General features: G+C 70.6%; 22 protein-coding genes and 1 pseudogene. 20 read left to right on the forward strand and 3 right to left on the reverse strand.

The genetic code is table 11. The features are described 5' to 3' along the window. From E4P42_RS00005 to E4P42_RS00050, 10 genes and pseudogenes are all read left to right on the forward strand, one after another. Positions 1–338, forward strand: a pseudogene (locus E4P42_RS00005) (ROK family protein); the annotation flags it as partial. Between the two features lie 21 nt (positions 339–359). Then, positions 360–1,679 (forward strand): D-inositol-3-phosphate glycosyltransferase, encoded by a 1,320-nt coding sequence (gene mshA, locus E4P42_RS00010; protein ID WP_135122308.1) that lies wholly within the window; start codon positions 360–362, stop codon positions 1,677–1,679. Further along, positions 1,676–2,245, forward strand: coding sequence for a YbjN domain-containing protein (locus E4P42_RS00015; RefSeq protein ID WP_135122309.1), 570 nt, complete (start codon positions 1,676–1,678; stop codon positions 2,243–2,245). Before mshA ends, E4P42_RS00015 begins: the two co-directional genes overlap by 4 nt. Before the next feature lie 25 nt (positions 2,246–2,270). After that, complete coding sequence (locus tag E4P42_RS00020; protein ID WP_135122310.1) at positions 2,271–3,017, forward strand: phosphoglyceromutase; 747 nt, start codon at positions 2,271–2,273, stop codon at positions 3,015–3,017. 117 nt (positions 3,018–3,134) lie between these two features. After that, positions 3,135–4,334: a cell wall metabolism sensor histidine kinase WalK gene (locus E4P42_RS00025; protein ID WP_135122311.1), complete on the forward strand. Its 1,200-nt coding sequence runs from the start codon at positions 3,135–3,137 to the stop codon at positions 4,332–4,334. Continuing rightward, the gene (gene regX, locus E4P42_RS00030; RefSeq protein WP_135122312.1) at positions 4,331–5,017 is read left to right on the forward strand and encodes a two-component sensory transduction protein RegX; all 687 of its coding nucleotides are present in this window, start codon (positions 4,331–4,333) and stop codon (positions 5,015–5,017) included. Before E4P42_RS00025 ends, regX begins: the two co-directional genes overlap by 4 nt. Before the next feature lie 154 nt (positions 5,018–5,171). Beyond that, on the forward strand, positions 5,172–6,413 hold the full coding sequence (locus E4P42_RS00035; protein WP_135122313.1) for a class I SAM-dependent methyltransferase: 1,242 nt from the start codon (positions 5,172–5,174) through the stop codon (positions 6,411–6,413). After that, positions 6,410–7,213: a glucose-1-phosphate cytidylyltransferase gene (locus E4P42_RS00040; protein WP_135122314.1), complete on the forward strand. Its 804-nt coding sequence runs from the start codon at positions 6,410–6,412 to the stop codon at positions 7,211–7,213. Before E4P42_RS00035 ends, E4P42_RS00040 begins: the two co-directional genes overlap by 4 nt. Further along, the gene (locus E4P42_RS00045; protein ID WP_371286967.1) at positions 7,174–7,863 is read left to right on the forward strand and encodes a PIG-L deacetylase family protein; all 690 of its coding nucleotides are present in this window, start codon (positions 7,174–7,176) and stop codon (positions 7,861–7,863) included. Before E4P42_RS00040 ends, E4P42_RS00045 begins: the two co-directional genes overlap by 40 nt. Continuing rightward, positions 7,860–8,906 (forward strand): NAD(P)-dependent oxidoreductase, encoded by a 1,047-nt coding sequence (locus E4P42_RS00050; RefSeq protein ID WP_135122315.1) that lies wholly within the window; start codon positions 7,860–7,862, stop codon positions 8,904–8,906. The genes E4P42_RS00045 and E4P42_RS00050 overlap by 4 nt, the downstream gene beginning before the upstream one ends. On the opposite strand, the gene E4P42_RS00055 is transcribed toward E4P42_RS00050, so the two are convergent. Beyond that, positions 8,890–9,444 carry a dTDP-4-dehydrorhamnose 3,5-epimerase family protein gene (locus tag E4P42_RS00055; protein WP_135122316.1) on the reverse strand — a complete coding sequence of 185 codons (555 nt, stop codon included), beginning with the start codon at positions 9,442–9,444 and terminating at the stop codon, positions 8,890–8,892. The genes E4P42_RS00050 and E4P42_RS00055 overlap by 17 nt on opposite strands. A gap of 14 nt (positions 9,445–9,458) precedes the next feature. Here E4P42_RS00055 and E4P42_RS00060 point away from each other — a divergent pair, with 14 nt between their 5' ends. Together E4P42_RS00060 and E4P42_RS00065 are read left to right on the forward strand one after the other, a co-directional pair. Then, positions 9,459–10,571, forward strand: a complete 1,113-nt coding sequence (locus E4P42_RS00060) for a methyltransferase domain-containing protein (RefSeq protein ID WP_135122317.1) — start codon at positions 9,459–9,461, stop codon at positions 10,569–10,571. Positions 10,572–10,577: 6 nt separating this feature from the next. Next, entirely contained in the window at positions 10,578–11,918 is a 1,341-nt protein-coding gene (locus E4P42_RS00065) for a glutamate-1-semialdehyde 2,1-aminomutase (protein ID WP_135122318.1), read from the forward strand. A 7-nt stretch (positions 11,919–11,925) separates the two neighbouring features. Here E4P42_RS00065 and E4P42_RS00070 read toward each other — a convergent pair whose 3' ends face one another. Further along, positions 11,926–12,213, reverse strand: a complete 288-nt coding sequence (locus E4P42_RS00070; RefSeq protein WP_135122576.1) for a YciI family protein — start codon at positions 12,211–12,213, stop codon at positions 11,926–11,928. 20 nt (positions 12,214–12,233) lie between these two features. Next, a complete protein-coding gene (locus E4P42_RS00075; RefSeq protein ID WP_135122319.1) occupies positions 12,234–13,043 on the reverse strand; it encodes a hypothetical protein in 810 nt (269 codons plus the stop codon). Positions 13,044–13,140: 97 nt separating this feature from the next. On the opposite strand from E4P42_RS00075, the gene E4P42_RS00080 reads away from it, so the two are divergent. From E4P42_RS00080 to E4P42_RS00115, 8 genes are all read left to right on the forward strand, one after another. After that, positions 13,141–14,169 (forward strand): Ppx/GppA phosphatase family protein, encoded by a 1,029-nt coding sequence (locus E4P42_RS00080; RefSeq protein ID WP_135122320.1) that lies wholly within the window; start codon positions 13,141–13,143, stop codon positions 14,167–14,169. Beyond that, positions 14,166–15,272 carry a hypothetical protein gene (locus tag E4P42_RS00085; RefSeq protein ID WP_135122321.1) on the forward strand — a complete coding sequence of 369 codons (1,107 nt, stop codon included), beginning with the start codon at positions 14,166–14,168 and terminating at the stop codon, positions 15,270–15,272. Before E4P42_RS00080 ends, E4P42_RS00085 begins: the two co-directional genes overlap by 4 nt. Positions 15,273–15,279: 7 nt before the next feature. Further along, on the forward strand, positions 15,280–16,125 hold the full coding sequence (locus E4P42_RS00090; protein ID WP_135122322.1) for a sugar phosphate isomerase/epimerase: 846 nt from the start codon (positions 15,280–15,282) through the stop codon (positions 16,123–16,125). Between the two features lie 27 nt (positions 16,126–16,152). Continuing rightward, on the forward strand, positions 16,153–16,983 hold the full coding sequence (locus E4P42_RS00095) for a thioesterase family protein (RefSeq protein WP_135122323.1): 831 nt from the start codon (positions 16,153–16,155) through the stop codon (positions 16,981–16,983). A 55-nt stretch (positions 16,984–17,038) separates the two neighbouring features. Further along, positions 17,039–17,911: a pyrroline-5-carboxylate reductase gene (gene proC / locus E4P42_RS00100; protein ID WP_135122324.1), complete on the forward strand. Its 873-nt coding sequence runs from the start codon at positions 17,039–17,041 to the stop codon at positions 17,909–17,911. A 138-nt stretch (positions 17,912–18,049) separates the two neighbouring features. After that, the gene (locus E4P42_RS00105; protein WP_135122325.1) at positions 18,050–18,307 is read left to right on the forward strand and encodes a helix-turn-helix domain-containing protein; all 258 of its coding nucleotides are present in this window, start codon (positions 18,050–18,052) and stop codon (positions 18,305–18,307) included. Between the two features lie 139 nt (positions 18,308–18,446). Continuing rightward, positions 18,447–18,548: a 30S ribosomal protein bS22 gene (locus tag E4P42_RS00110; protein ID WP_003402602.1), complete on the forward strand. Its 102-nt coding sequence runs from the start codon at positions 18,447–18,449 to the stop codon at positions 18,546–18,548. 48 nt (positions 18,549–18,596) lie between these two features. After that, positions 18,597–19,670: an SDR family oxidoreductase gene (locus E4P42_RS00115; RefSeq protein ID WP_167759292.1), complete on the forward strand. Its 1,074-nt coding sequence runs from the start codon at positions 18,597–18,599 to the stop codon at positions 19,668–19,670. Positions 19,671–19,673 lie beyond the last annotated feature (3 nt).

Here is a 19,673-nt window from a genome sequence, read left to right on the forward strand (position 1 = left end):
CCCAGCACCAGCGTGAAGCGCGGGCCCCGCGCCACGGCGACCCGCGCGCGCGGGCGCTGCTCGACGAACGGGCCCGCGTGCTCGGCGAGACCGTTGCGCTGCTGCGCGACATCCTCAACCCCGACGATCTCGTGCTCGGCGGACAGGCCTTCACCGGCTACCCGGAGGCCATGCCGACCGTGGCGTCGGCGTTCGCGGGCCGCTCGGTCCTGCCGCCGCGCGACCTGCGGCTGACGTCGTTCGGCAACCGGGTGCAGGAGGCCGGCGCCGGGGTGGTGTCGCTGGCCGCCCTCTACGCCGACCCGATCGGGGCCATGCGGCGCGCGCTGCGCCCATGACGGAGGTGTAGACATGAGTGTGTGCGCCCAGCAACGGACCCGCTCGGTCGGCCGCCTCAGCGCGTAGCCGTGTTGTCGGTGCACACGTCACCGCTGGCCCAGCCCGGCACCGGCGACGCCGGCGGGATGAACGTCTACGTGCTGCAGAGTGCGCTGCACCTGGCGCGCCGCGGCGTCGAGGTGGAGATCTTCACCCGCGCCACCTCGTCGGCCGATCCGCCGGTGGTGCGGGTGGCGCCGGGCGTGCTGGTGCGCAACGTCGTCGCCGGGCCGTTCGAGGGCCTCGACAAGTACGACCTGCCCACCCAGCTGTGCGCGTTCACCGCGGGTGTGCTGCGCGCCGAGGCCACCCACGAAGCCGGCTACTACGACATCGTGCACAGCCACTACTGGCTGTCCGGCCAGGTCGGCTGGCTGGCCCGCGACCGCTGGGCGGTGCCGCTGGTGCACACCGCCCACACGCTGGCGGCGGTCAAGAACGCCGCGCTGGCCGAGGGTGACGCACCCGAACCGCCGCTGCGCGCCGTCGGCGAACAGCAGGTGGTCGACGAGGCCGACCGGTTGATCGTCAACACCGAACACGAGGCCCAGCAGCTGGTGTCGCTGCACCACGCCGACCGGTCCCGCATCGACGTCGTGCACCCCGGTGTCGACCTCGAGACCTTCACCCCCGGCGACCGCGCCGCGGCGAGGGCCGCCCTCGGGCTCGATCCGCACGAAACCGTGGTCGCGTTCGTCGGCCGCATCCAACCCCTCAAGGCGCCCGACATCCTGCTGCGCGCGGCGGCCAAATTGCCCGGCGTGCGGGTCGTGGTGGCCGGCGGTCCGTCGGGGAGCGGGCTGGCCGCCCCCGACACCCTGGTGGCGCTGGCCGACGACCTGGGCATCGCGGACCGGGTGACGTTCCTGCCGCCGCAGTCCCGCGAGAACCTGGTCACCGTGTACCGGGCCGCCGACGTGGTCGCGGTGCCGAGCTACTCCGAATCGTTCGGCCTGGTGGCGGTCGAGGCGCAGGCGTGCGGCACCCCGGTGGTGGCCGCGGCCGTCGGCGGACTGCCGGTGGCGGTGCGCGACGGGGTGACCGGCGCGCTGGTCGACGGTCACGACGTGGGGGACTGGGCGCACACGCTCGACGCGGTGCTCGCGCGCGACCCGGGGCCGATGCGCCGGGCCGCCGTCGAGCACGCGGCGGGGTTCTCCTGGGACCACACCGTGGACGCGCTGCTGGCCAGTTACGGCACCGCGATCGGTGACTACCGCACCCGGCATCCGCGTCGCGACGCCCCCACCGGTCGCCGCGCCGGGCGGCGGTTCTCGCGACGACGGGGGGTGCGGGCATGACCGGTCAGCGGTCCGATGAGACCGTGCAGCAGACCATTCTCGACACGATCACCGAACACGGCCTCGAGTACGCGATGCACGAGGGCGCGCACGGCGGCCTACCCGGCATCGTGGTCGCGCTGCCCGGGGAACGGCGCCTGAAGACCAACACGATCCTGTCGATCGGTGAACACTCCGTGCGCATCGAGGCGTTCGTGTGCCGCCAGCCCGACGAGAACCACGAAGGCGTCTACCGGTTCCTGCTCAAACGCAACCGCCGCCTGTACGGGATGGCCTACACACTCGACAACGTCGGCGACATCTACCTGGTCGGCCGCATGGCGCTGCACTCGGTGACCCCCGACGAGGTCGACCGGATCCTCGGGCAGGTGCTCGAGGCGGTCGACGCCGACTTCAACACGCTGCTCGAACTCGGCTTCAAATCGTCGATCCAGAAGGAATGGGAGTGGCGGGTCTCGCGCGGCGAGTCGCTCAAGAACCTGCGCGCGTTCCGGCATCTGATCGACGAGGACGGCGACGACGGCGACGGTCCGTCCCGGGCGCGCCGCAACGGCTCAACCCCCTGACCGGGTCCGTGAGAGGATTCTGGGCATGGGAGATTCCACGCTGATCCTGCTCCGTCACGGCGAGAGTGAATGGAACGCGCTCAACCTGTTCACCGGGTGGGTCGACGTCGACCTGACCGACAAGGGGCGCGCCGAGGCGGCCCGCGCCGGTGAGCTGATGGCCGAGCTGGACCGGCTGCCCGACGTGCTCTACACCTCGCTACTGCGCCGGGCCATCACCACCGCGAACATCGCGCTGGACAAGGCCGACCGGCACTGGATCCCCGTGCACCGCGACTGGCGGCTCAACGAACGCCACTACGGGGCGCTGCAGGGCCTGAACAAGGCCGAGACCAAGGAGAAGTACGGCGAGGAACAGTTCATGGCGTGGCGCCGCAGCTACGACACCCCGCCGCCGGAGATCGAGAAGGGCAGCGAGTTCAGTCAGGACAGCGATCCCCGCTACGCCGACATCGACGGCGGACCGCTGACCGAATGCCTCGCCGACGTGGTCGCCCGCTTCGTGCCGTACTTCGAGCAGACCATCGTGCCCGACCTGCGCGCAGGTAAGACGGTGCTGATCGCCGCCCACGGGAACTCACTGCGCGCGCTGGTGAAGTACCTCGACGGTATGTCCGACGAGGACGTGGTCGGGCTGAACATCCCGACCGGCATCCCGCTGCGCTACGACCTGGACTCCGATCTGAAGCCCACCGTGGTCGGCGGCACCTATCTCGACCCCGAGGCCGCCGCCGCCGGTGCGGCCGCGGTGGCCTCGCAGGGCGCGAAGTAGCGCCTGAGGCAAACGCCCGGTGAACTGCGGCAGAACTCCTGCATTTCGATCTGTGACTTGTCTCGTTTTGGCCGCACGCTGCTGGGATGACGTTCACCGGGTGCGTACGATTTTCGCGTGAGTGTGGTTTCCGCGCTGCTGATGACAGCAGTCGTGGCCCTACTCGCGCTGGCGGTCGGCGTGGGGGTGGGCGTGCTCGTCACGCCCCGGGTGATCAAGCGCAGGCAGCGCCGGGCCACCGAGACGGCCGGCATCACCGTGTCGCAGATGCTGTCTTACGTCCTGAACGCCTCGCCGGTCGGGATCGTGGTCGTCGACAACTTCCGTGACGTGGTCTACAGCAACCCACGCGCGGTGGAACTCGGCCTGGTCAAGGAGCGTCAGCTCGACGAACGGGCCTGGGAGGCCGCGCAGCGCACGCTGGTCGACGGCGAGGACTACGACGTCGACCTGTCGCCGCGCAAGGTCGCAAGGCCCGGCCGGTCGGGGCTGTCGGTGCGCGGCACCGTGCGGCGGCTGACCGCCGAGGATCACCGCTTCGCGGTCGTGTACGCCGACGACCAGTCCGAGTACGCGCGGATGGAGGCCACCCGCCGCGACTTCGTGGCCAACGTCAGCCACGAGCTCAAGACCCCGGTCGGTGCGATGGGCGTGCTGGCCGAAGCGCTGCTGGCCTCGGCGGACGACGCCGAGACGGTCGTGCACTTCGCCGAGAAGATGGTCGCCGAGAACCACCGGCTCGCCAACATGGTCGGGGAACTGATCGAGCTGTCGCGGCTGCAGGGCGCCGAACGGCTGCCCGACCTCGGCGCCGTCGACGTCGACACCGTGGTGTCCGAGGCGTTGTCGCGGCACAAGGTGGCCGCCGACAACGCCGACATCGCGATCACCACCGACGCCCCGACGGGCTTCCAGGTCCTCGGCGACCAGCCCCTGCTGGTGACCGCGGTGGCGAACCTGATCTCCAATGCGATCGCCTACTCCCCGAAGGGCACCCCGGTGTCGGTGAGCCGGCGGCGCCGCGGCGACCACATCGAGATCTCGGTGACCGACCGCGGAATCGGCATCGAGAAGGCCGATCAGGAACGCGTCTTCGAGCGGTTCTTCCGCGTCGACAAGGCCCGCTCGCGCGCCACCGGCGGCACCGGCCTCGGCCTGGCGATCGTCAAGCACGTCGCCGCCAATCACAACGGAGCCATCCGGCTGTGGAGTCAGCCGGGCACCGGGTCGACCTTCACCCTGTCGATTCCGGCCTACCCCTGCCACCGGAACCCCCGGCAGGAACCCAGCGACCGAGAGGACTGGCAAGAACGATGACCAGCGTGCTGATCGTGGAGGACGAGGAGTCCTTGGCCGATCCCCTGGCCTTCCTGCTGCGCAAGGAGGGCTTCGAGGCCACCGTGGTGGCCGACGGCCCCTCGGCGCTGGCCGAATTCGACCGCTCCGGCGCCGACATCGTGCTGTTGGATCTGATGCTGCCCGGAATGAGTGGCACGGACGTGTGCAAGCAACTGCGCGCCCGCTCCAGCGTGCCGGTGATCATGGTCACCGCCCGCGACAGCGAGATCGACAAGGTGGTCGGCCTGGAACTCGGCGCCGACGACTACGTCACCAAGCCCTACTCGGCGCGCGAACTCATCGCCCGGATCCGGGCGGTGCTGCGTCGCGGGTCGGACACCGACGACGCCGGCATCGACGACGGCGTCTTGGAGGCCGGCCCGGTCCGGATGGACGTCGAGCGGCACGTGGTGAGCGTCAACGGTGAATCGATCACGTTGCCGCTCAAGGAGTTCGACCTCCTCGAGTACCTGATGCGCAACAGCGGCCGGGTGCTCACCCGCGGGCAGCTCATCGACCGCGTGTGGGGTGCGGACTACGTCGGCGACACCAAGACGCTCGACGTCCACGTCAAGCGACTGCGCTCCAAGATCGAATCCGATCCGGCCAACCCGGTGCACCTGGTCACCGTGCGCGGTCTGGGTTACAAGCTCGAGGGCTGACCGCCGGAGGGGCCACCTGCCCCGTCACGCTGGAACGTGTCGTCGATCGGCAATTTCAGCAACTATCGCGTGGTTAGCTCGATGCTGTTATGCTCCCCCCGGGCCGTTCGGTTGAGGCCCGTCCGAAAACCTCGGGGGAAGCGAGAGCCCATCCGTGCTGTGCCGCCTGTGTGCCTCTGATCGTCTGATCAGCGTCCTGGATCTCGGCGCGACGCCGCCGTGCGAGAACTTCCTCGCCGAGTCGTCGCTCGACGCGCCGGAAGTCACGTACCCGCTTCACCTGCGGCTATGTGCGGACTGCCTGCTGCTGCAGATCCCCGCGCTGATCACGCCGGAGGACACCTTCACCGAGTACGCGTACTTCTCGTCGTACTCCGACTCCTGGGTCGACCACGCCCGTCGCTTCGTCACCAACAGCGTCGAGCGCCTGTCGCTGGACGAAAAGTCGTTTGTCATCGAAGTCGCCAGCAACGACGGGTACCTACTGCAGCACGTGCTCGATGCCGGCGTCCGGTGCCTGGGCATCGAGCCGTCGGTGAACGTCGGTGCCGCGGCCGTCGCGCGCGGCGTGCCGACGACGACCGCGTTCCTGGACACCGCGACCGCCACCGCGGTACGCGAAGAGCACGGGGCGGCCGACCTCGTGGTGGCCAACAACGTCTACGCGCACATCCCCGACCTGCTCGGGTTCACCGCGGCCCTGCGCACGCTGATGGCCGACGACGGCTGGCTGTCGATCGAGGTGCACCACGCGCTGCACCTGGTGGAATCCGCCCAGTTCGACACGATCTACCACGAGCACTTCCAGTACTACACGGTGCTGTCGGCCATCAGGGCGCTGGCCACGGCCGGGCTGACCGTCGTCGACGTCGAGACCATCCCCACCCACGGCGGCTCGATTCGGCTGTGGGCGCGTCCGGCCGGGGTCATGGAGCCGGGCCCGCGGGTGGCCGACGTGCTGGCCGCCGAGGAGCGCGCCGGCCTGCACGACGTCACCGGCTACGTGACGCTGCGGCCGCGCGTCGAACAGTTCCGCCACGACCTGCTGCGCTACCTGCTCGACTGCCGCGCCGCGAGGAAGCGGGTGGTCGGCTACGGCGCGCCCGGTAAGGGCAACACGCTTCTCAACTACTGCGGCATCCGCGCGGACCTGCTCGAGTACACCGTCGACCGCAACCCGTACAAGCACGGCCGGTTCACCCCCGGCACCCGCATCCCGATCCACCCGGTCGAGCGGCTCGACAAGGACCGCCCCGACGTCATCGTGGTGCTGCCGTGGAACCTCGCGGTGGAGATCACCGAACAACTCGCCCACACCGCCGAATGGGGAGCGGAGCTGGTCATCCCGCTGCCCGCCCTGCAGATCCTCGAACCAGGAAAGGTCGTCACCCCATGAAGGTCGTGCTGTTCTGCGGCGGATACGGCATGCGCATGCGCAACGCCGCCGACGACACCATCCCCAAGCCGATGCAGATGATCGGGCCGCGGCCGCTGATCTGGCACGTCATGCGTTACTACGCCCACTTCGGCCACAAGGACTTCATCCTGTGCCTGGGCTACGGCGCCAACCACATCAAAGACTTCTTCCTGACCTATCAGGAGTCGGTGTCCAACGACTTCGTGATCCGCGACGGCCAGGTCGAGCTGTTGCACTCCGACATCAGCGACTGGTCGATCACCTTCGTCGACACCGGGCCCGAATCGCCGATCGGCGAGCGCCTGCGTCGCGTCCGGCACTTCCTCGACGACGAGGAGTACTTCCTGGCCAACTACGCCGACGTGCTCACCGACGCCCCGCTGGACACGATCATCGACGAGGTGAAGGCCTCCGGGGCGGGCGCCTCGATGCTGATCGTGCCGCCGCAGTCGTCGTTCCACTGCGTCGACATCACCGACGGCGGGGAGATCACCGGCATCACGCCGGTGGCGCGGCTGCCGATCTGGGAGAACGGCGGCTACTTCGTGCTGAAGTCAGCCGAGGTGCTCGACCTGCTGACCGAGAACTGCGATCTCGTCGAGGATGTGTGCGGGGCGCTCGCCGCCGAAGGAAAGCTCTACGGGCACAAGCATCTCGGCTTCTGGAAACCCGCCGACACCTTCAAGGAACGCGCCGACCTGGAATCCGGGTATCAGCGCGGAGACCGCCCGTGGATGCTCTGGGAGCACGCCAAGGAACCGGTCGCCGCGACATCGTGATCGGGTTCGACGCGGGCCGCATCCGTGAGATCGCGGTCCTGGGAGCGCATTGCGACGACATCGCGATCGGGATGGGCGGCACGCTGCTCACCCTGACCCGGGCGAACCCGGGGCTGCGGGTGCACGCGCTGGTGCTGAGCGGATCCGGTACCGACCGGGAGGCCGAGGAGCGCGCCGCGCTGGCCGCGTTCTGCCCGGGCGCCGACCTCGCGGTCACCGTGTACGACTTCCCCGACGGCCGGCTGCCCGCCCGCTGGGAGCGGGTCAAACACGCGCTGGCCGGCTTCCGCGCGTCCTGCGAACCGGATCTGGTGTTCTGCACCCAGCGCGACGACGCCCATCAGGACCACCGCACGCTGGCCGAACTGGTGCCCACCGAGTTCCGCGGCCACCTGATCCTGGGCTACGAGATCCTCAAGTGGGAGACCGACACCCCCCGCGTCAACGCGTTCCAGCCGCTGGACACCGCCACCGCGGAGGAGAAGGTGCGGCTGCTGCACAAGCACTATCCCTCGCAGGTCGCGCGGGACTGGTTCGACGAGATGTCCTTCCTGGGACTGTCCCGGCTGCGCGGTGTGCAGTGCCGGGCCCGCCACGCCGAGGCGTTCGTGGTGGACAAACTCGTCATCGACTTCGGAAGGACGGCATGACGACCGCCACGACACAACGGGTTCTGGTCACCGGCCACCAGGGCTACCTCGGCACCGTGATGGTGCCGGTCCTGCGCGCGGCGGGCCACGACGTCGTCGGCCTGGACAACGGCTACTTCCGCGACTGCGTGCTGGGCGACGCCCCGACCGACCCGCCAGGCCTCGACACCGACCTGCGCGACGTCACGGTCGAGCAGTTGCGCGGCTTCGACGCGGTGATCCACCTGGCCGCGCTGTCCAACGATCCGCTCGGAGCGCTGGAACCGCAGATCACCTACGACATCAACCACTGGGCGTCGGTGCGGCTGGCCCGGCTGGCCAAAGAGGCGGGCGTGCACCGGTTCCTGTACGCCTCGACGTGTTCGGTGTACGGCTCGGCCGGTGACGGGCTGGTGGCGGAGGACGCGCCGCTGCGCCCACTGACGCCGTACGCGATCAGCAAGGTCCGGGTGGAGGACGACGTCGCCGCGCTGGCCGACGACGACTTCACGCCGGTATTCCTGCGCAACGCCACTGCGTTCGGGTTCTCGCCCCGGTTGCGCGCCGACATCGTGCTCAACAACCTGGTCGGCCACGCCGTGCTGACCGGGGTGGTGCGGGTGCTCTCGGACGGGACACCGTGGCGGCCGCTGGTGCACGCGCTCGACATCGCCGACGCGTTCCTGCGCTGCCTGTCCGCGCGAAAAGACGTGATCGCCTGCCGCGCCTACAACGTCGGCGGCGAGGTCAACAACGTCACCGTCGCGCAGATCGCCGAGGAGGTGGTGGCCGCGGTCCCCGGCTCGTCGCTGCTGATCACCGGGGAGACCGGCGCTGACCCGCGGTCCTACCGGGTCGACTTCCGGCGGGCGCGCGCGGAACTGGGTTTCGAGGTGGCCTGGACGATCGCCGACGGGGCCGCCGAACTGTTCACCGCCTACACCGCACACCCGTTGCAGCGCAGCGATTTCGAGAAGACCTTCACCCGGTTGGCGCGGCTGCAGGAGCTGCGCGAGCGCGGCGCCGTCGACGACACCATGCGACGTGTCAGTGCAGCTGTGTGACCAGGTCGGCCCAGCTGCCCGCGGCGGCGTCGCGCGCGGAGACCACGCCCACCGGCAGCGGCCACGCGATCGCCAGATAGGGGTCGGCGTGGTGCACCGCGAGGTCCTCGGCGGGGTCGTGCGGGCGGTTGATGCGGTAGCACACGTCGGCGGTCCCGGTCAGCGCCTGGAAGCCGTGCAGGAAGCCGGGTGGTACGTACAGGTGCCGGAACTCGTTGTCGTCGAGCAGGAACGACTCCTGCATGCCGAACGTGGGGGACGATGGGCGGGCGTCGACCAGGACGTCGTGCACGGCGCCGTGCGCGCAACGCACCAGCTTGGCCTCGCCGCGGCCGCCGCGACCGTGCATCCCGCGGATCACGCCGCGCGACGACCGCGACTGCGAATCCTGCACGAAGCCGGCCGCCGTACCCGGCGCGCCCGACCAGTCGTCGAACACGTCGGCGTCGAACGTCCGGGTGAACAGTCCGCGAGCGTCGTGGTGGGGCTGCGGCACCAGCACCGCGACGCCGGACAGCCGGGCAGGTTCGATGCGCACAGGGCCATGCTGCCATGACCGGGAGTCGCTGCCGCGGCTGTGGCGAACGCACGCTGCGCCGTGTTCTCGACCTGGGGACCGTGCCCGCCGCCGACCACTTCCCGCCCGCGGACACCCCGGTCGGTGGCGACGAGGCGGCGCATCCACTGGCCATGGATCTGTGCCTGCTGTGCGGGCTCGCCCAGCTGGCCGACGACGACACGGTCACCGACGAGCCGCGCGGGGTGGAACCGCAGGCACTGCGCGATCAGGCGGCCCAGGCCGTCGCGCGGGTCGCGGCGGCCGGGTTGCTGACCGGGGCGACGGTCCGCGAGTTCGGCAGCCCGCACGGCGGCACCTGGGTGCCGCTGCTCACCGAGCGGGGCTTCACCCCGACCGACGGCCCGGCCGACGTCGTCCTCGACAGCTTCGGCATCATGCACGACCCCGATCAGCGCGCGGCGTTCGCGCAGCGGGCCACGGCGACCGCACCCGGCGGTGTGCTGCTGCTGCAGTACCACTCGCTGTCGGCGATCGTCGGGCAGGGACAGTGGAACGCGTTGCGCCACGGCCACTTCGCCTATTACTCGATGCCCGCGCTGATCGGTCTGCTGGCCGGCGCGGGGATGCGCGCGCTGACCGCGTGGACGTTCGACCTGTACGGCGGCACGGTGCTGGTGGCCGCCGTGCACGCCGCGAGCGGCGCAACCGAATCGGACGCGGTGGTGCAGCGCCTGTTGTCCGCGGACGCCGCATTGACGAATCCGGACACCGTCGGCGCCCTGCAACTGCGCGCCGACCGGCATGCGTTCGCGCTGCGCGAATGGCTCGAAGACCAGATGCTGGCCGGACGGCGGGTGTACGCCTACGGGGCGGCGTCGCGAGCGGTGGCGCTGTTCGCGCGCGCCGGGCTCAGCCGCGAGCACCTGGGCGCGGTGGCCGACGCGTCGGAGGCCAAGCACGGCAGGCGGATGCCGGGCACCGACATCCCGATCATCTCCCCGCAGGAGCTGGTCGGCGAGGATCCCGACGCCGTGGTGCTCACGCTGCCCGACCTGCTGCCCGAGGTGACCGCACAGCTGCCGGAGCTGGCCGGCCGATGGGTCAGCGATGACCGCTTCGCCGAGCCGCGGCCCGAGAGGAGTTGACGCACGATGTCATTCGACCGTTCAGCGGCCCTGCAGGACCGGCTGCACCAGCTGGTGCCCGGCGGTGCGCACACCTACGCCCGCGGTTCGGACCAGTATCCCGAGCACATGACACCGGTGCTGACGCGCGGCGCGGGCTGCCGCGTCTGGGACGCCGACGGCAACTCCTACGTCGAGTACGGCATGGGGCTGCGGTCGGTGACGCTGGGACACGGTTACCGGCCGGTGGTCGACGCGGTGTGCCGCACCATCGCCGACGGCGTGAACTTCAGCAGGCCCACAGTGCTCGAGGTGTCGGCTGCCGAGGCGTTCCTCGACCTGGTGCCCGGTGCCGACATGGTGAAATTCGCCAAGAACGGCTCCGACGCCACCACGGCGGCGGTCCGGTTGGCCCGTGCGGTCACCGGCCGGGTCAAGGTCGCGGTGTGCGGGCAGCCGTTCTTCTCCACCGACGACTGGTTCATCGGCACCACACCGATGAACACCGGCATCCCCACCGCCCATGTCGAGTCCACCGTGCGGTTCGGCTACAACGACCTCGAATCGGTGGCCGCGGCGCTGGCGGCCGGGGACGTCGCCTGCGTGATCCTCGAGGCGGCGACCGCCACCGCCGAACCGCAGCCCGGCTTCCTCGAAGGTGTGCGCGCGCTGTGCGACCGGCACGGCACGCTGCTGGTGTTCGACGAGATGATCACCGGGTTCCGCTGGGCGACGGGCGGTGCCCAGGCGGTGTACGGCGTCCGGCCGGACCTGTCGTGCTGGGGTAAGGCGATGGCCAACGGGTTCCCGCTCTCGGCGCTGGCCGGCCGGCGCGAGTACATGGAGCTGGGCGGTCTGCGCACCGAGGGCGACCGGGTGTTCCTGCTGTCCACCACGCACGGGCCCGAAACCGCCTCGCTCGCCGCCTATCTCGCGGTGGTCGAGGCGTACCGCACCGAGGATCCGGTGGGCCGGATGGAGGAGGCCGGCCGGCGGCTCGCCGCCGGGGTGAGCGCCGCGGCCGCAGAGTTCGGCCTCGCCGACCACCTGCAGGTGATCGGCCGCCCGTCGTGCCTGGTGTTCATCACCCGCGACGCCGGCGGTGCGCCGTCGCAGGCCTACCGCACGCTGTTCCTGCAGGAGCTGTTGCGCCGCGGCGTGCTCGGCCAGTCGTTCGTCACCTCCGCCGCGCACGGCGCCGCCGACATCGACCACACGGTCGCCGCGGTGCGCGGCGCACTGCCGGTGTACCGCCGGGCGATCGACGCCGGCTCCGTCGACGGGCTGCTCGAGGGCCGCCCGGTGGCGCCGGCGCTGCGCCGCACCGCCGCGCCGCGGTTCATCGCGCCGGTGGGCGCCGACGCCTGACGCGGCGCTAACCCGTTGTGCCGCCGAGAATCTCGAACACCTCGAACGTGTTCACCCCGGCCAGCACCGACGGGTCGCGGCGGCCGATCTCGAGCACCTCGGCCCGGTCGGCGGCGCGCAGCACACCCAGGCCCCACACGCCCTCCGGGTCGGCGACCGGACCGTAGACCACCACCTGGCCGCGCTCGAGCAGGTCGCGCCAGTAGTCCTGGTGCCCGGCCATCGCCTGCTGCTCGTCCGGGGTCATGGTCTGCGCGAAATCGGCCCGCGGCGGGACGAGCTTGAACAGGAACAGCGCTCGGGCGTCCGGCGCGGTCACTGCGCGGCCCGCGTCGCCGGATGCACCGCGATCAGCCCGAGGCCGCTGCGCCGCTTGCACATCGCCGCGAGCTCGGCGTAGGCCTTCTCGCCGAGCAGCTCGGTCAGCTCAGGGCCGTACGACTCGTAGACCGGCCGCGCGCCGACGTGCGCGGCCGGGTCGCCGGTGCAGTACCAGTGCAGGTCGGCGCCGCCCTCACCCCACCCGCGGCGGTCGTACTCGGTGATCCAGGTCTTGAGGATCTCGGTGCCGTCGGGCCGCGTCACCCACTCCTGGCTGCGGCGGATCGGCAGCTGCCAGCACACGTCCGGCTTCATCGTGAGCGGTTCGACGCCGATCTTGAGCGCCTTGCTGTGCAGTGCGCAGCCGATGCCCGCCTTGAAACCGGGCCGGTTGAGGAAGATGCACGCGCCCTTGTACTTGCGCGTCCGCAGGTTCGGCTTGTCGTCGTACTCGTCCATCTCCAGGTAGCCCTTCTTGCCCAGGCCCTTGTCGCGGAACTGCCAGTCGTCGTCGGTGAGCTGGCTGACCGCGTCGTCGAGGCGGGCGCGATCGTCGTCGTCGGACAGGAACGCCCCGTGCGAACAGCAACCGTCATCGGGCCTGCCCTCGACCGTGCCCTGACAGGCCGGCGTGCCGAACACGCACGTCCACCGCGACAGCAACCAGGTCATGTCCGCGGCGATCAGGTGCTCGGGATTGTCGGGGTCGAAGAACTCGACCCACTCCCGGGCGAAGTCCGGTTCGACCTCCCCGGGATGGTCGGGGTCGCGCTTGACGCCAGCGCGGAACGCCGTCTCAGTCACGGGAATCCACGCTACTCCGCGACGCACCCACCCCGCGGCTGATGGCGAAGGGGTGTCGGCGCGCGGCTGAGCAGGGGGGACGGGCTAGGTTGGAGGTGTGCGACTGGGTGTGCTCGACGTGGGCAGCAATACCGTCCACCTGCTGGTGGTCGATGCGCGGCGTGGCGGTCACCCGACCCCGATGAGTTCGACGAAGGCCTCGCTGCGGCTGGCCGAGGCGATCGACGACTCCGGCAAGCTGACCCGCAAGGGCGCCGACCGGTTGATCGACACCGTCGACGAATTCGCCAAGATCGCCGCGAGTTCGGGCTGCGCGGAGATGATGGCGTTCGCCACATCGGCGGTCCGCGACGCCACGAACTCCGAGGATGTGCTGGCCCGGGTGCTCGCCGAGACCGGCGTGCGGCTGCGGGTGCTCAGCGGTGTCAACGAATCCCGGCTGACGTTCCTGGCGGTCCGCCGCTGGTACGGCTGGAGTGCGGGCCGCATCATCAACATCGACATCGGCGGCGGCTCCCTGGAACTGTCCAGCGGCGTCGACGAGGAACCCGACGTCGCGCTGTCGCTCCCGCTGGGGGCGGGCCGGCTCACCCGCGAGTGGCTGCCCGACGACCCGCCGGGCCGGCGCCGGGTGGCGATGCTGCGCGACTGGCTGGCCACCGAACTGTCCGAGGCCAGCGCCGAGGTCCTCGACGCGGGCAGCCCGGACCTCACGGTCGCGACGTCGAAGACCTTCCGCAGCCTGGCCCGGCTGACCGGCGCGGCGCCGTCGGGTGCCGGACCGCGGGTGAAGCGGACCCTGACGGCCACCGGGTTGCGGCAGCTCATCGCGTTCATCTCTAGGATGACCGCGGCCGACCGAGCGGAATTGGAAGGGGTGAGTGCCGATCGCGCGCCGCAGATCGTGGCCGGGGCCCTGGTGGCCGAGGCCAGTATGCGGGCGCTCGGAATCGAGTCCGTGGACATCTGTCCGTGGGCGTTGCGGGAGGGATTGATTCTGCGCAAACTCGACAGTGAGGCCGACGGGAGTCCGTTCGTCGGCGGCGCGGACGATCTCACCGCGATGCAGACGCCCACGCGAGATGCTGGACGAGAGGTTCTCCGGCCGAAAGGCAGCACACGATGACAGAACCAGACAACAGCTCCAGCAACACCCGGCCCATCTCGGTGGCCGAGTTGCTCGCCAAGAACGGCACCATCGGCGCGCCGCCCGTCGGCGGCAGGCGCCGCAGGCGGCGCGGTAACAGCGACGCCGTGACCGTCGCCGAACTCACCGGTGAGATCCCCATCGTCACCGACCGCCCGCGCGACGCCCATGCCGACGACGAGACGGGCCGCATCCCGGTCAACGGTTCGGCCCCGACGGCGACCGCCGAGCCCGCCGCGGCCCCCGAGCCAGAGCACACCGACGCCCCCGACGAGGCCGTCGACACCGCCGAGGCGCCCGACACCGCCGACGCGGTGGCCGAGCCGCCCGCCGACAGCGCTGACACCGCCGAGGCGCCGGAGTCCGCCGAGGCCGAGCTCGCCGACGAGGCCGACCGCGCCGACGCCGCCGAGGCCGACTACGCCGCCCACCTCGAGGCGCGCGCGTCGGACCCCGAGCCGCTGGACTTCACGCCGGCCCCGCGCCGGCCGCGGGCACCGAAGGACGACGACGGTGACCGCGGCGCCGAGGAGATGAGCCCCGATCCGCTCCTCGACGACTCGGCCGACGAACTCGACGAGCCCGCGACGCTGGAGCGCTCCGACACCGACGACGACGAGCTGCCGTCCTATCTGCGCTCGACCGCCGGACCGCTGTTCGGCGGGCAGACCGTCGCCGACGACCTCGCCCGCCGCGGTGACACCACGGCCGACGACCTCGACACCGCCGATGCCGACGACCTCGACCGAGACCTCGACCCGGCCCTGGATGCGGATGCCGAGCGGGAGGACCGCGCGTCCGCCGCGGCCGACGGCCGCGGGTCGGCGTTCCTGCGCGGCGCGTGGATCGTCGGCCAGTGCGTGATCGCGGTCGCGTTCGGCGCGGGTCTGTTCATCGCCTTCGACCAGCTGTGGAAGTGGAACAACATCGTCGCGCTGGTGCTGTCGGTGTTGGTCATCCTCGGCCTGGTGGTCGGGGTGCGGGTGGTGCGCAAGACCGAGGACATCGGCAGCACGCTGATCGCCGTGGCCGTCGGGGCACTGGTCACCCTCGGGCCGCTGGCGCTGTTGCAGTCGGGCTAGCCGCCCGGTGCGCCCCGCCATCAAGGTCGGTCTGTCGACGGCCTCGGTCTATCCGCTGAGGACCGAGGCCGCTTTCGAGTACGCCGCCCGCCTCGGCTACGACGGGGTCGAGCTGATGGTGTGGGCCGAGGCGGTCAGCCAGGACGTCGATGCGGTGGCCAAGCTGTCCGAGCGCTACGGGGTGCCGGTGCTGTCCGTGCACGCGCCGTGCCTGCTGATCTCGCAGCGGGTCTGGGGTGCCAACCCGATCACCAAACTCGACCGCAGCGTCCGGGCGGCCGAACAGCTGGGCGCGCAGACCGTCGTCGTGCACCCGCCGTTCCGGTGGCAGCGGCGCTACGCCGAGGGCTTCACCGAACAGGTCGCCGAACTCGAGGCCGGCAGCGACGTGCTGGTCGCGGTCGAGAACATGTTCCCGTTCCGCGCGGACCGGTTCTTCGGCGCCGGGCAGACCTCGATCGAGCGGATGCGCAAACGCGGGGGCCGGCCCGGGCCGGGCATCTCGGCGTTCGCGCCGTCGTATGACCCGCTGGACGGCAACCACGCGCACTACACGCTGGATCTGTCCCATACCGCGACCGCGGGCACCGATGCGCTCGACATGGCGCGGCGGATGGGAGACGGCCTGGTGCACCTGCACCTGTGCGACGGCAGCGGCGCGTCGGCCGACGAGCACCTGGTGCCGGGCCGCGGCACCCAGCCGACCGTCGAGGTGTGCGAGATGCTGGCTGCGAGCGACTTCGCCGGCCATGTGATCCTCGAGGTGACCACGTCGGGCGCCCGCACGGCCGGCGAACGCGAGGCGCTGCTGCGCGAGTCGCTGCAGTTCGCCCGCGCGCACCTGCTGCGCTGAGACGCGCCGAGGACACGAAGGAGTCCCATGTCCGGATCGATCCTGTTCACCGACGCGATGGCGCTCGAAGCCCGCGGTGACGGCGTCTACGCCGGGGTGCTCAACGAGCACTGGACCATCGGGCCGAAAGTGCACGGCGGGGCGATGCTCGCGCTGTGCGCGAACGCGGCCCGCACCGAACACGGCGGCTCGGGAGATCCGCACAGCGGTGTCGAGCCCATCGCGATCTCGGGCAACTTCCTGTGGGCGCCGGACCCGGGACCCATGGAGGTCGTCACCACGGTGCGCAAACGGGGCCGCCGGGTCAGCCTGATCGACGTGGAGCTCAACCAGGGCGACCGGACAGCCGTGCGGGTCGCGGTGACGCTCGCCGAACCCGAGCACGAGGCGCCGCCGCTGCTGTCGGCCAACCCCGTGGTGCCGCTGATGACGCCGGAGCCGCCGCCGGGGCTGGAGCCGATCGGGCCGGGGCATCACATGGCCGACATCGTCCACCTCGCCCACGGGTGTGACATTCGTCCCTCGCTGACCACGATGCGGCCGCGCTCCGACGGCGGTCCACCGGTGATCGAGTACTGGGTGCGGCCCCGCGGCGCCGCGCCGGACGTCCTCTTCGCCCTCCTGTGCGGCGATGTGTCGGCTCCGGTGACGTTCGGGGTGAACCGGTTCGGCTGGGCGCCCACCGTGCAGCTGACGGCCTATCTGCGGGCCCGTCCGGCCGACGGCTGGCTGCGGGTCATCTGCACCACCACCCAGATCGGCCAGCAGTGGTTCGACGAGGACCACGTCGTCGTCGACTGCGAGGGCCGCATCGTCGTGCAGAGCCGCCAGCTGGCGATGGTGCCCCCGGCCGGGTGAGCCCGGCGCCGCGCCGGATGAGTCGGCCCGGGCCGGACGTGCCATGCTTTGGCCCATGGCCAGAATCGCGATCATCGGTGGCGGAAGTATGGGTGAGGCACTGCTGTCCGGGCTGCTCCGGGCAGGCAGGCAGGTCAAGGATCTGGTGGTCGCCGAGAAGCACCCGGAGCGCGCGAAATTCCTCGCCGACAAGCACTCCGTGCTGGTCACCTCGGTGGTGGAGGCCACCGACAACGCCGACTTCGTCATCGTCGCGGTGAAGCCCGCCGACGTCGAGCACGTCATCGACGACATCGCCGAGGCCGCCGCCAACGCCGAGACCGACACCGCCGAACAGGTCTTCGTCACCGTCGCGGCCGGCGTCACCACCGCCTACTACGAGAACAAGCTGCCCGCGGGTGCTCCGGTGGTGCGCGCGATGCCCAACGCCCCCGTGGTGGTGGGCGGCGGCGTCAGCGCACTGGCCCCGGGCCGGTTCGCGACGCCCGAGCACCTCAAGCAGGTCTCGGCGATCTTCGACGCGGTCGGCGGGGTGCTGACGGTGCCGGAGAACCAGCTCGACGCCGTCACCGCGGTCTCGGGGTCCGGGCCGGCGTACTTCTTCCTGATGGTCGAGGCGTTGGTCGACGCGGCCGTCGCCAACGGGCTGTCCCGGTCGGTGGCCACCGATCTGGTGGTGCAGACGATGGCCGGCTCCGCGGCGATGTTGCTGGAGCGGCTCGACGAGGCCCAGCCGGCCGGCGATGCGGCGATGGGCACCGCAATGGACACCACCGCCGCACAGTTGCGCGCTACGGTTACCTCACCGGCCGGCACCACCGCGGCTGGTCTGCGCGAACTCGAGCGGGGTGGTCTGCGGGCGGCGGTGGCCAACGCCGTCGAGGCCGCGAAAAGCCGCTCTGAGCAGCTCGGAATTACATCCGAGTAGTTCGCCGATTTCGGACTGATTAGCCCACACCCGTCGCAGTAACCCCACCTGCCACGCTATTCTCCTCGTGTATGCACGGGTCGGTGCCAGCGGTGGGGAAGCCGCTGGGACTGCCCGGGCCTGATGGATTGGGTTGCGATGACGTCTATGAACGGGCCATCGGCACGTGATTCGGCTGGCGGTAAGCGGGACAGTGGCGCTTCCGACGGCCAACAGCCTCGAGCTCAATTCCTCACGGTCGCCGAAGTGGCGAGCCTGATGAGGGTCAGCAAGATGACGGTCTACCGACTGGTGCACAACGGCGAACTGCCCGCCGTGCGGGTGGGCCGCTCGTTCCGGGTGCACGCCAAAGCCGTTCACGACATGCTGGAGAGCTCGTACTTCGACGCCGGCTGAGACGGCGTCACCGGATGGACGTTTTCGCTTCACGTTCCTGCCTTGGGTAAGGTGTCCGGGTTAGACGTCACACCCGGGAACCGGGTACGGCTCGAGTCCCACCCGGGACGGACACAGGGAAACGTAGGTAGCGGAGTTCATGGGTTCAGTCATCAAGAAGCGGCGTAAGCGCATGTCGAAGAAGAAGCACCGCAAACTGCTTCGTCGGACGCGGGTGCAGCGCAGAAAACTCGGTAAGTAACCCCCAGCTGCTCGGCGGGTGGCTGACAGCCGCGAGCATTAGGCTGACGTGGTGGACTCGAGCGCCTCTGGTGACGCCGTCCAGCATCCGAAGGTGGTGCTGGTCACCGGTGCGTGCCGGTTCCTCGGCGGGTACCTGACCGCCCGGCTGGCGCAGAACCCGTCGATCGAGCAGGTGATCGCGGTCGACGCGGTCGCGCCGAGCAAGGATCTGCTGCGCCGGATGGGACGGGCGGAGTTCGTCCGCGCCGACATCCGGAATCCGTTCATCGCGAAGGTGATTCGCAACGGCGGTGTCGACACCGTGGTGCACGCCGCCGCGGCGTCGTACGCGCCGCGGGCCGGCGGCCGGGCGACGTTGAAGGAGATCAACGTCATGGGGGCCATCCAGCTGTTCGCCGCGTGCCAGAAGGCGCCATCGGTGCGCCGGGTGGTGCTCAAGTCGACGTCGGAGGTGTACGGGTCCAGCCCGCACGATCCGGTGATGTTCACCGAGGACTCCGACGCCCGCAGGCCACCGGGGGAGGGCTTCGCCCGCGACAGCATCGACATCGAGGGTTACGCCCGCGGTCTCGGTCGGCGCAGGCCCGACATCGCGGTCACCATCCTGCGGCTGGCCAACATGATCGGCCCGGCGATGGACACCGCGCTGTCGCGCTACCTGGCCGGGCCGGTGGTCCCCACGGTGCTGGGACGCGATCCGCGGCTGCAGCTGCTGCACGAACAGGACGCGCTGGGGGCGCTGGAGCGGGCGACCGTCGCCGGCAAGGCGGGCACGTTTAACATCGGCGGTGCGGGGATCATCTTGATGAGTCAGGCGATCCGGCGCTCCGGGCGGATCGCGCTGCCGGTGCCGCGATCGGCGCTCTCGGCGGTGGATTCGCTGCGGCGCGCCACCCGGTACACAGAGCTCGACCGCGAGCAGCTGAACTACCTGAGCTACGGCCGGGTGATGGACACGGCGCGGATGCGTGACGTGCTCGGTTATAGCCCAAAGTGGTCCACTACGGAGGCTTTTGACGATTACGTGCGCGGTCGTGGACTGACGCCGATCGTTGATCCAGGATGGGTACGCTCGCTGGAGGGTCGCGCGGTCGCGGCTGCCCAGCGGTGGGGACGTTAGAGA

Source organism: Mycobacterium sp. PS03-16, from assembly GCF_004570325.1.
In the GTDB taxonomy this organism is placed as follows: Bacteria; Actinomycetota; Actinomycetes; order Mycobacteriales; family Mycobacteriaceae; genus Mycobacterium.

Coding starts and splice junctions, on each gene's coding strand:
- E4P42_RS00060 (WP_135122317.1), top strand. CDS start 9,459: ATGACCGGGAGTCGCTGCCGCGGCTGTGGCGAACGCACGCTGCGCCGT.
- regX (WP_135122312.1), top strand. CDS start 4,331: ATGACCAGCGTGCTGATCGTGGAGGACGAGGAGTCCTTGGCCGATCCC.
- E4P42_RS00065 (WP_135122318.1), top strand. CDS start 10,578: ATGTCATTCGACCGTTCAGCGGCCCTGCAGGACCGGCTGCACCAGCTG.
- E4P42_RS00050 (WP_135122315.1), top strand. CDS start 7,860: ATGACGACCGCCACGACACAACGGGTTCTGGTCACCGGCCACCAGGGC.
- E4P42_RS00040 (WP_135122314.1), top strand. CDS start 6,410: ATGAAGGTCGTGCTGTTCTGCGGCGGATACGGCATGCGCATGCGCAAC.
- E4P42_RS00020 (WP_135122310.1), top strand. CDS start 2,271: ATGGGAGATTCCACGCTGATCCTGCTCCGTCACGGCGAGAGTGAATGG.
- E4P42_RS00095 (WP_135122323.1), top strand. CDS start 16,153: ATGTCCGGATCGATCCTGTTCACCGACGCGATGGCGCTCGAAGCCCGC.
- E4P42_RS00105 (WP_135122325.1), top strand. CDS start 18,050: ATGACGTCTATGAACGGGCCATCGGCACGTGATTCGGCTGGCGGTAAG.
- E4P42_RS00015 (WP_135122309.1), top strand. CDS start 1,676: ATGACCGGTCAGCGGTCCGATGAGACCGTGCAGCAGACCATTCTCGAC.
- E4P42_RS00110 (WP_003402602.1), top strand. CDS start 18,447: ATGGGTTCAGTCATCAAGAAGCGGCGTAAGCGCATGTCGAAGAAGAAG.
- proC (WP_135122324.1), top strand. CDS start 17,039: ATGGCCAGAATCGCGATCATCGGTGGCGGAAGTATGGGTGAGGCACTG.
- E4P42_RS00085 (WP_135122321.1), top strand. CDS start 14,166: ATGACAGAACCAGACAACAGCTCCAGCAACACCCGGCCCATCTCGGTG.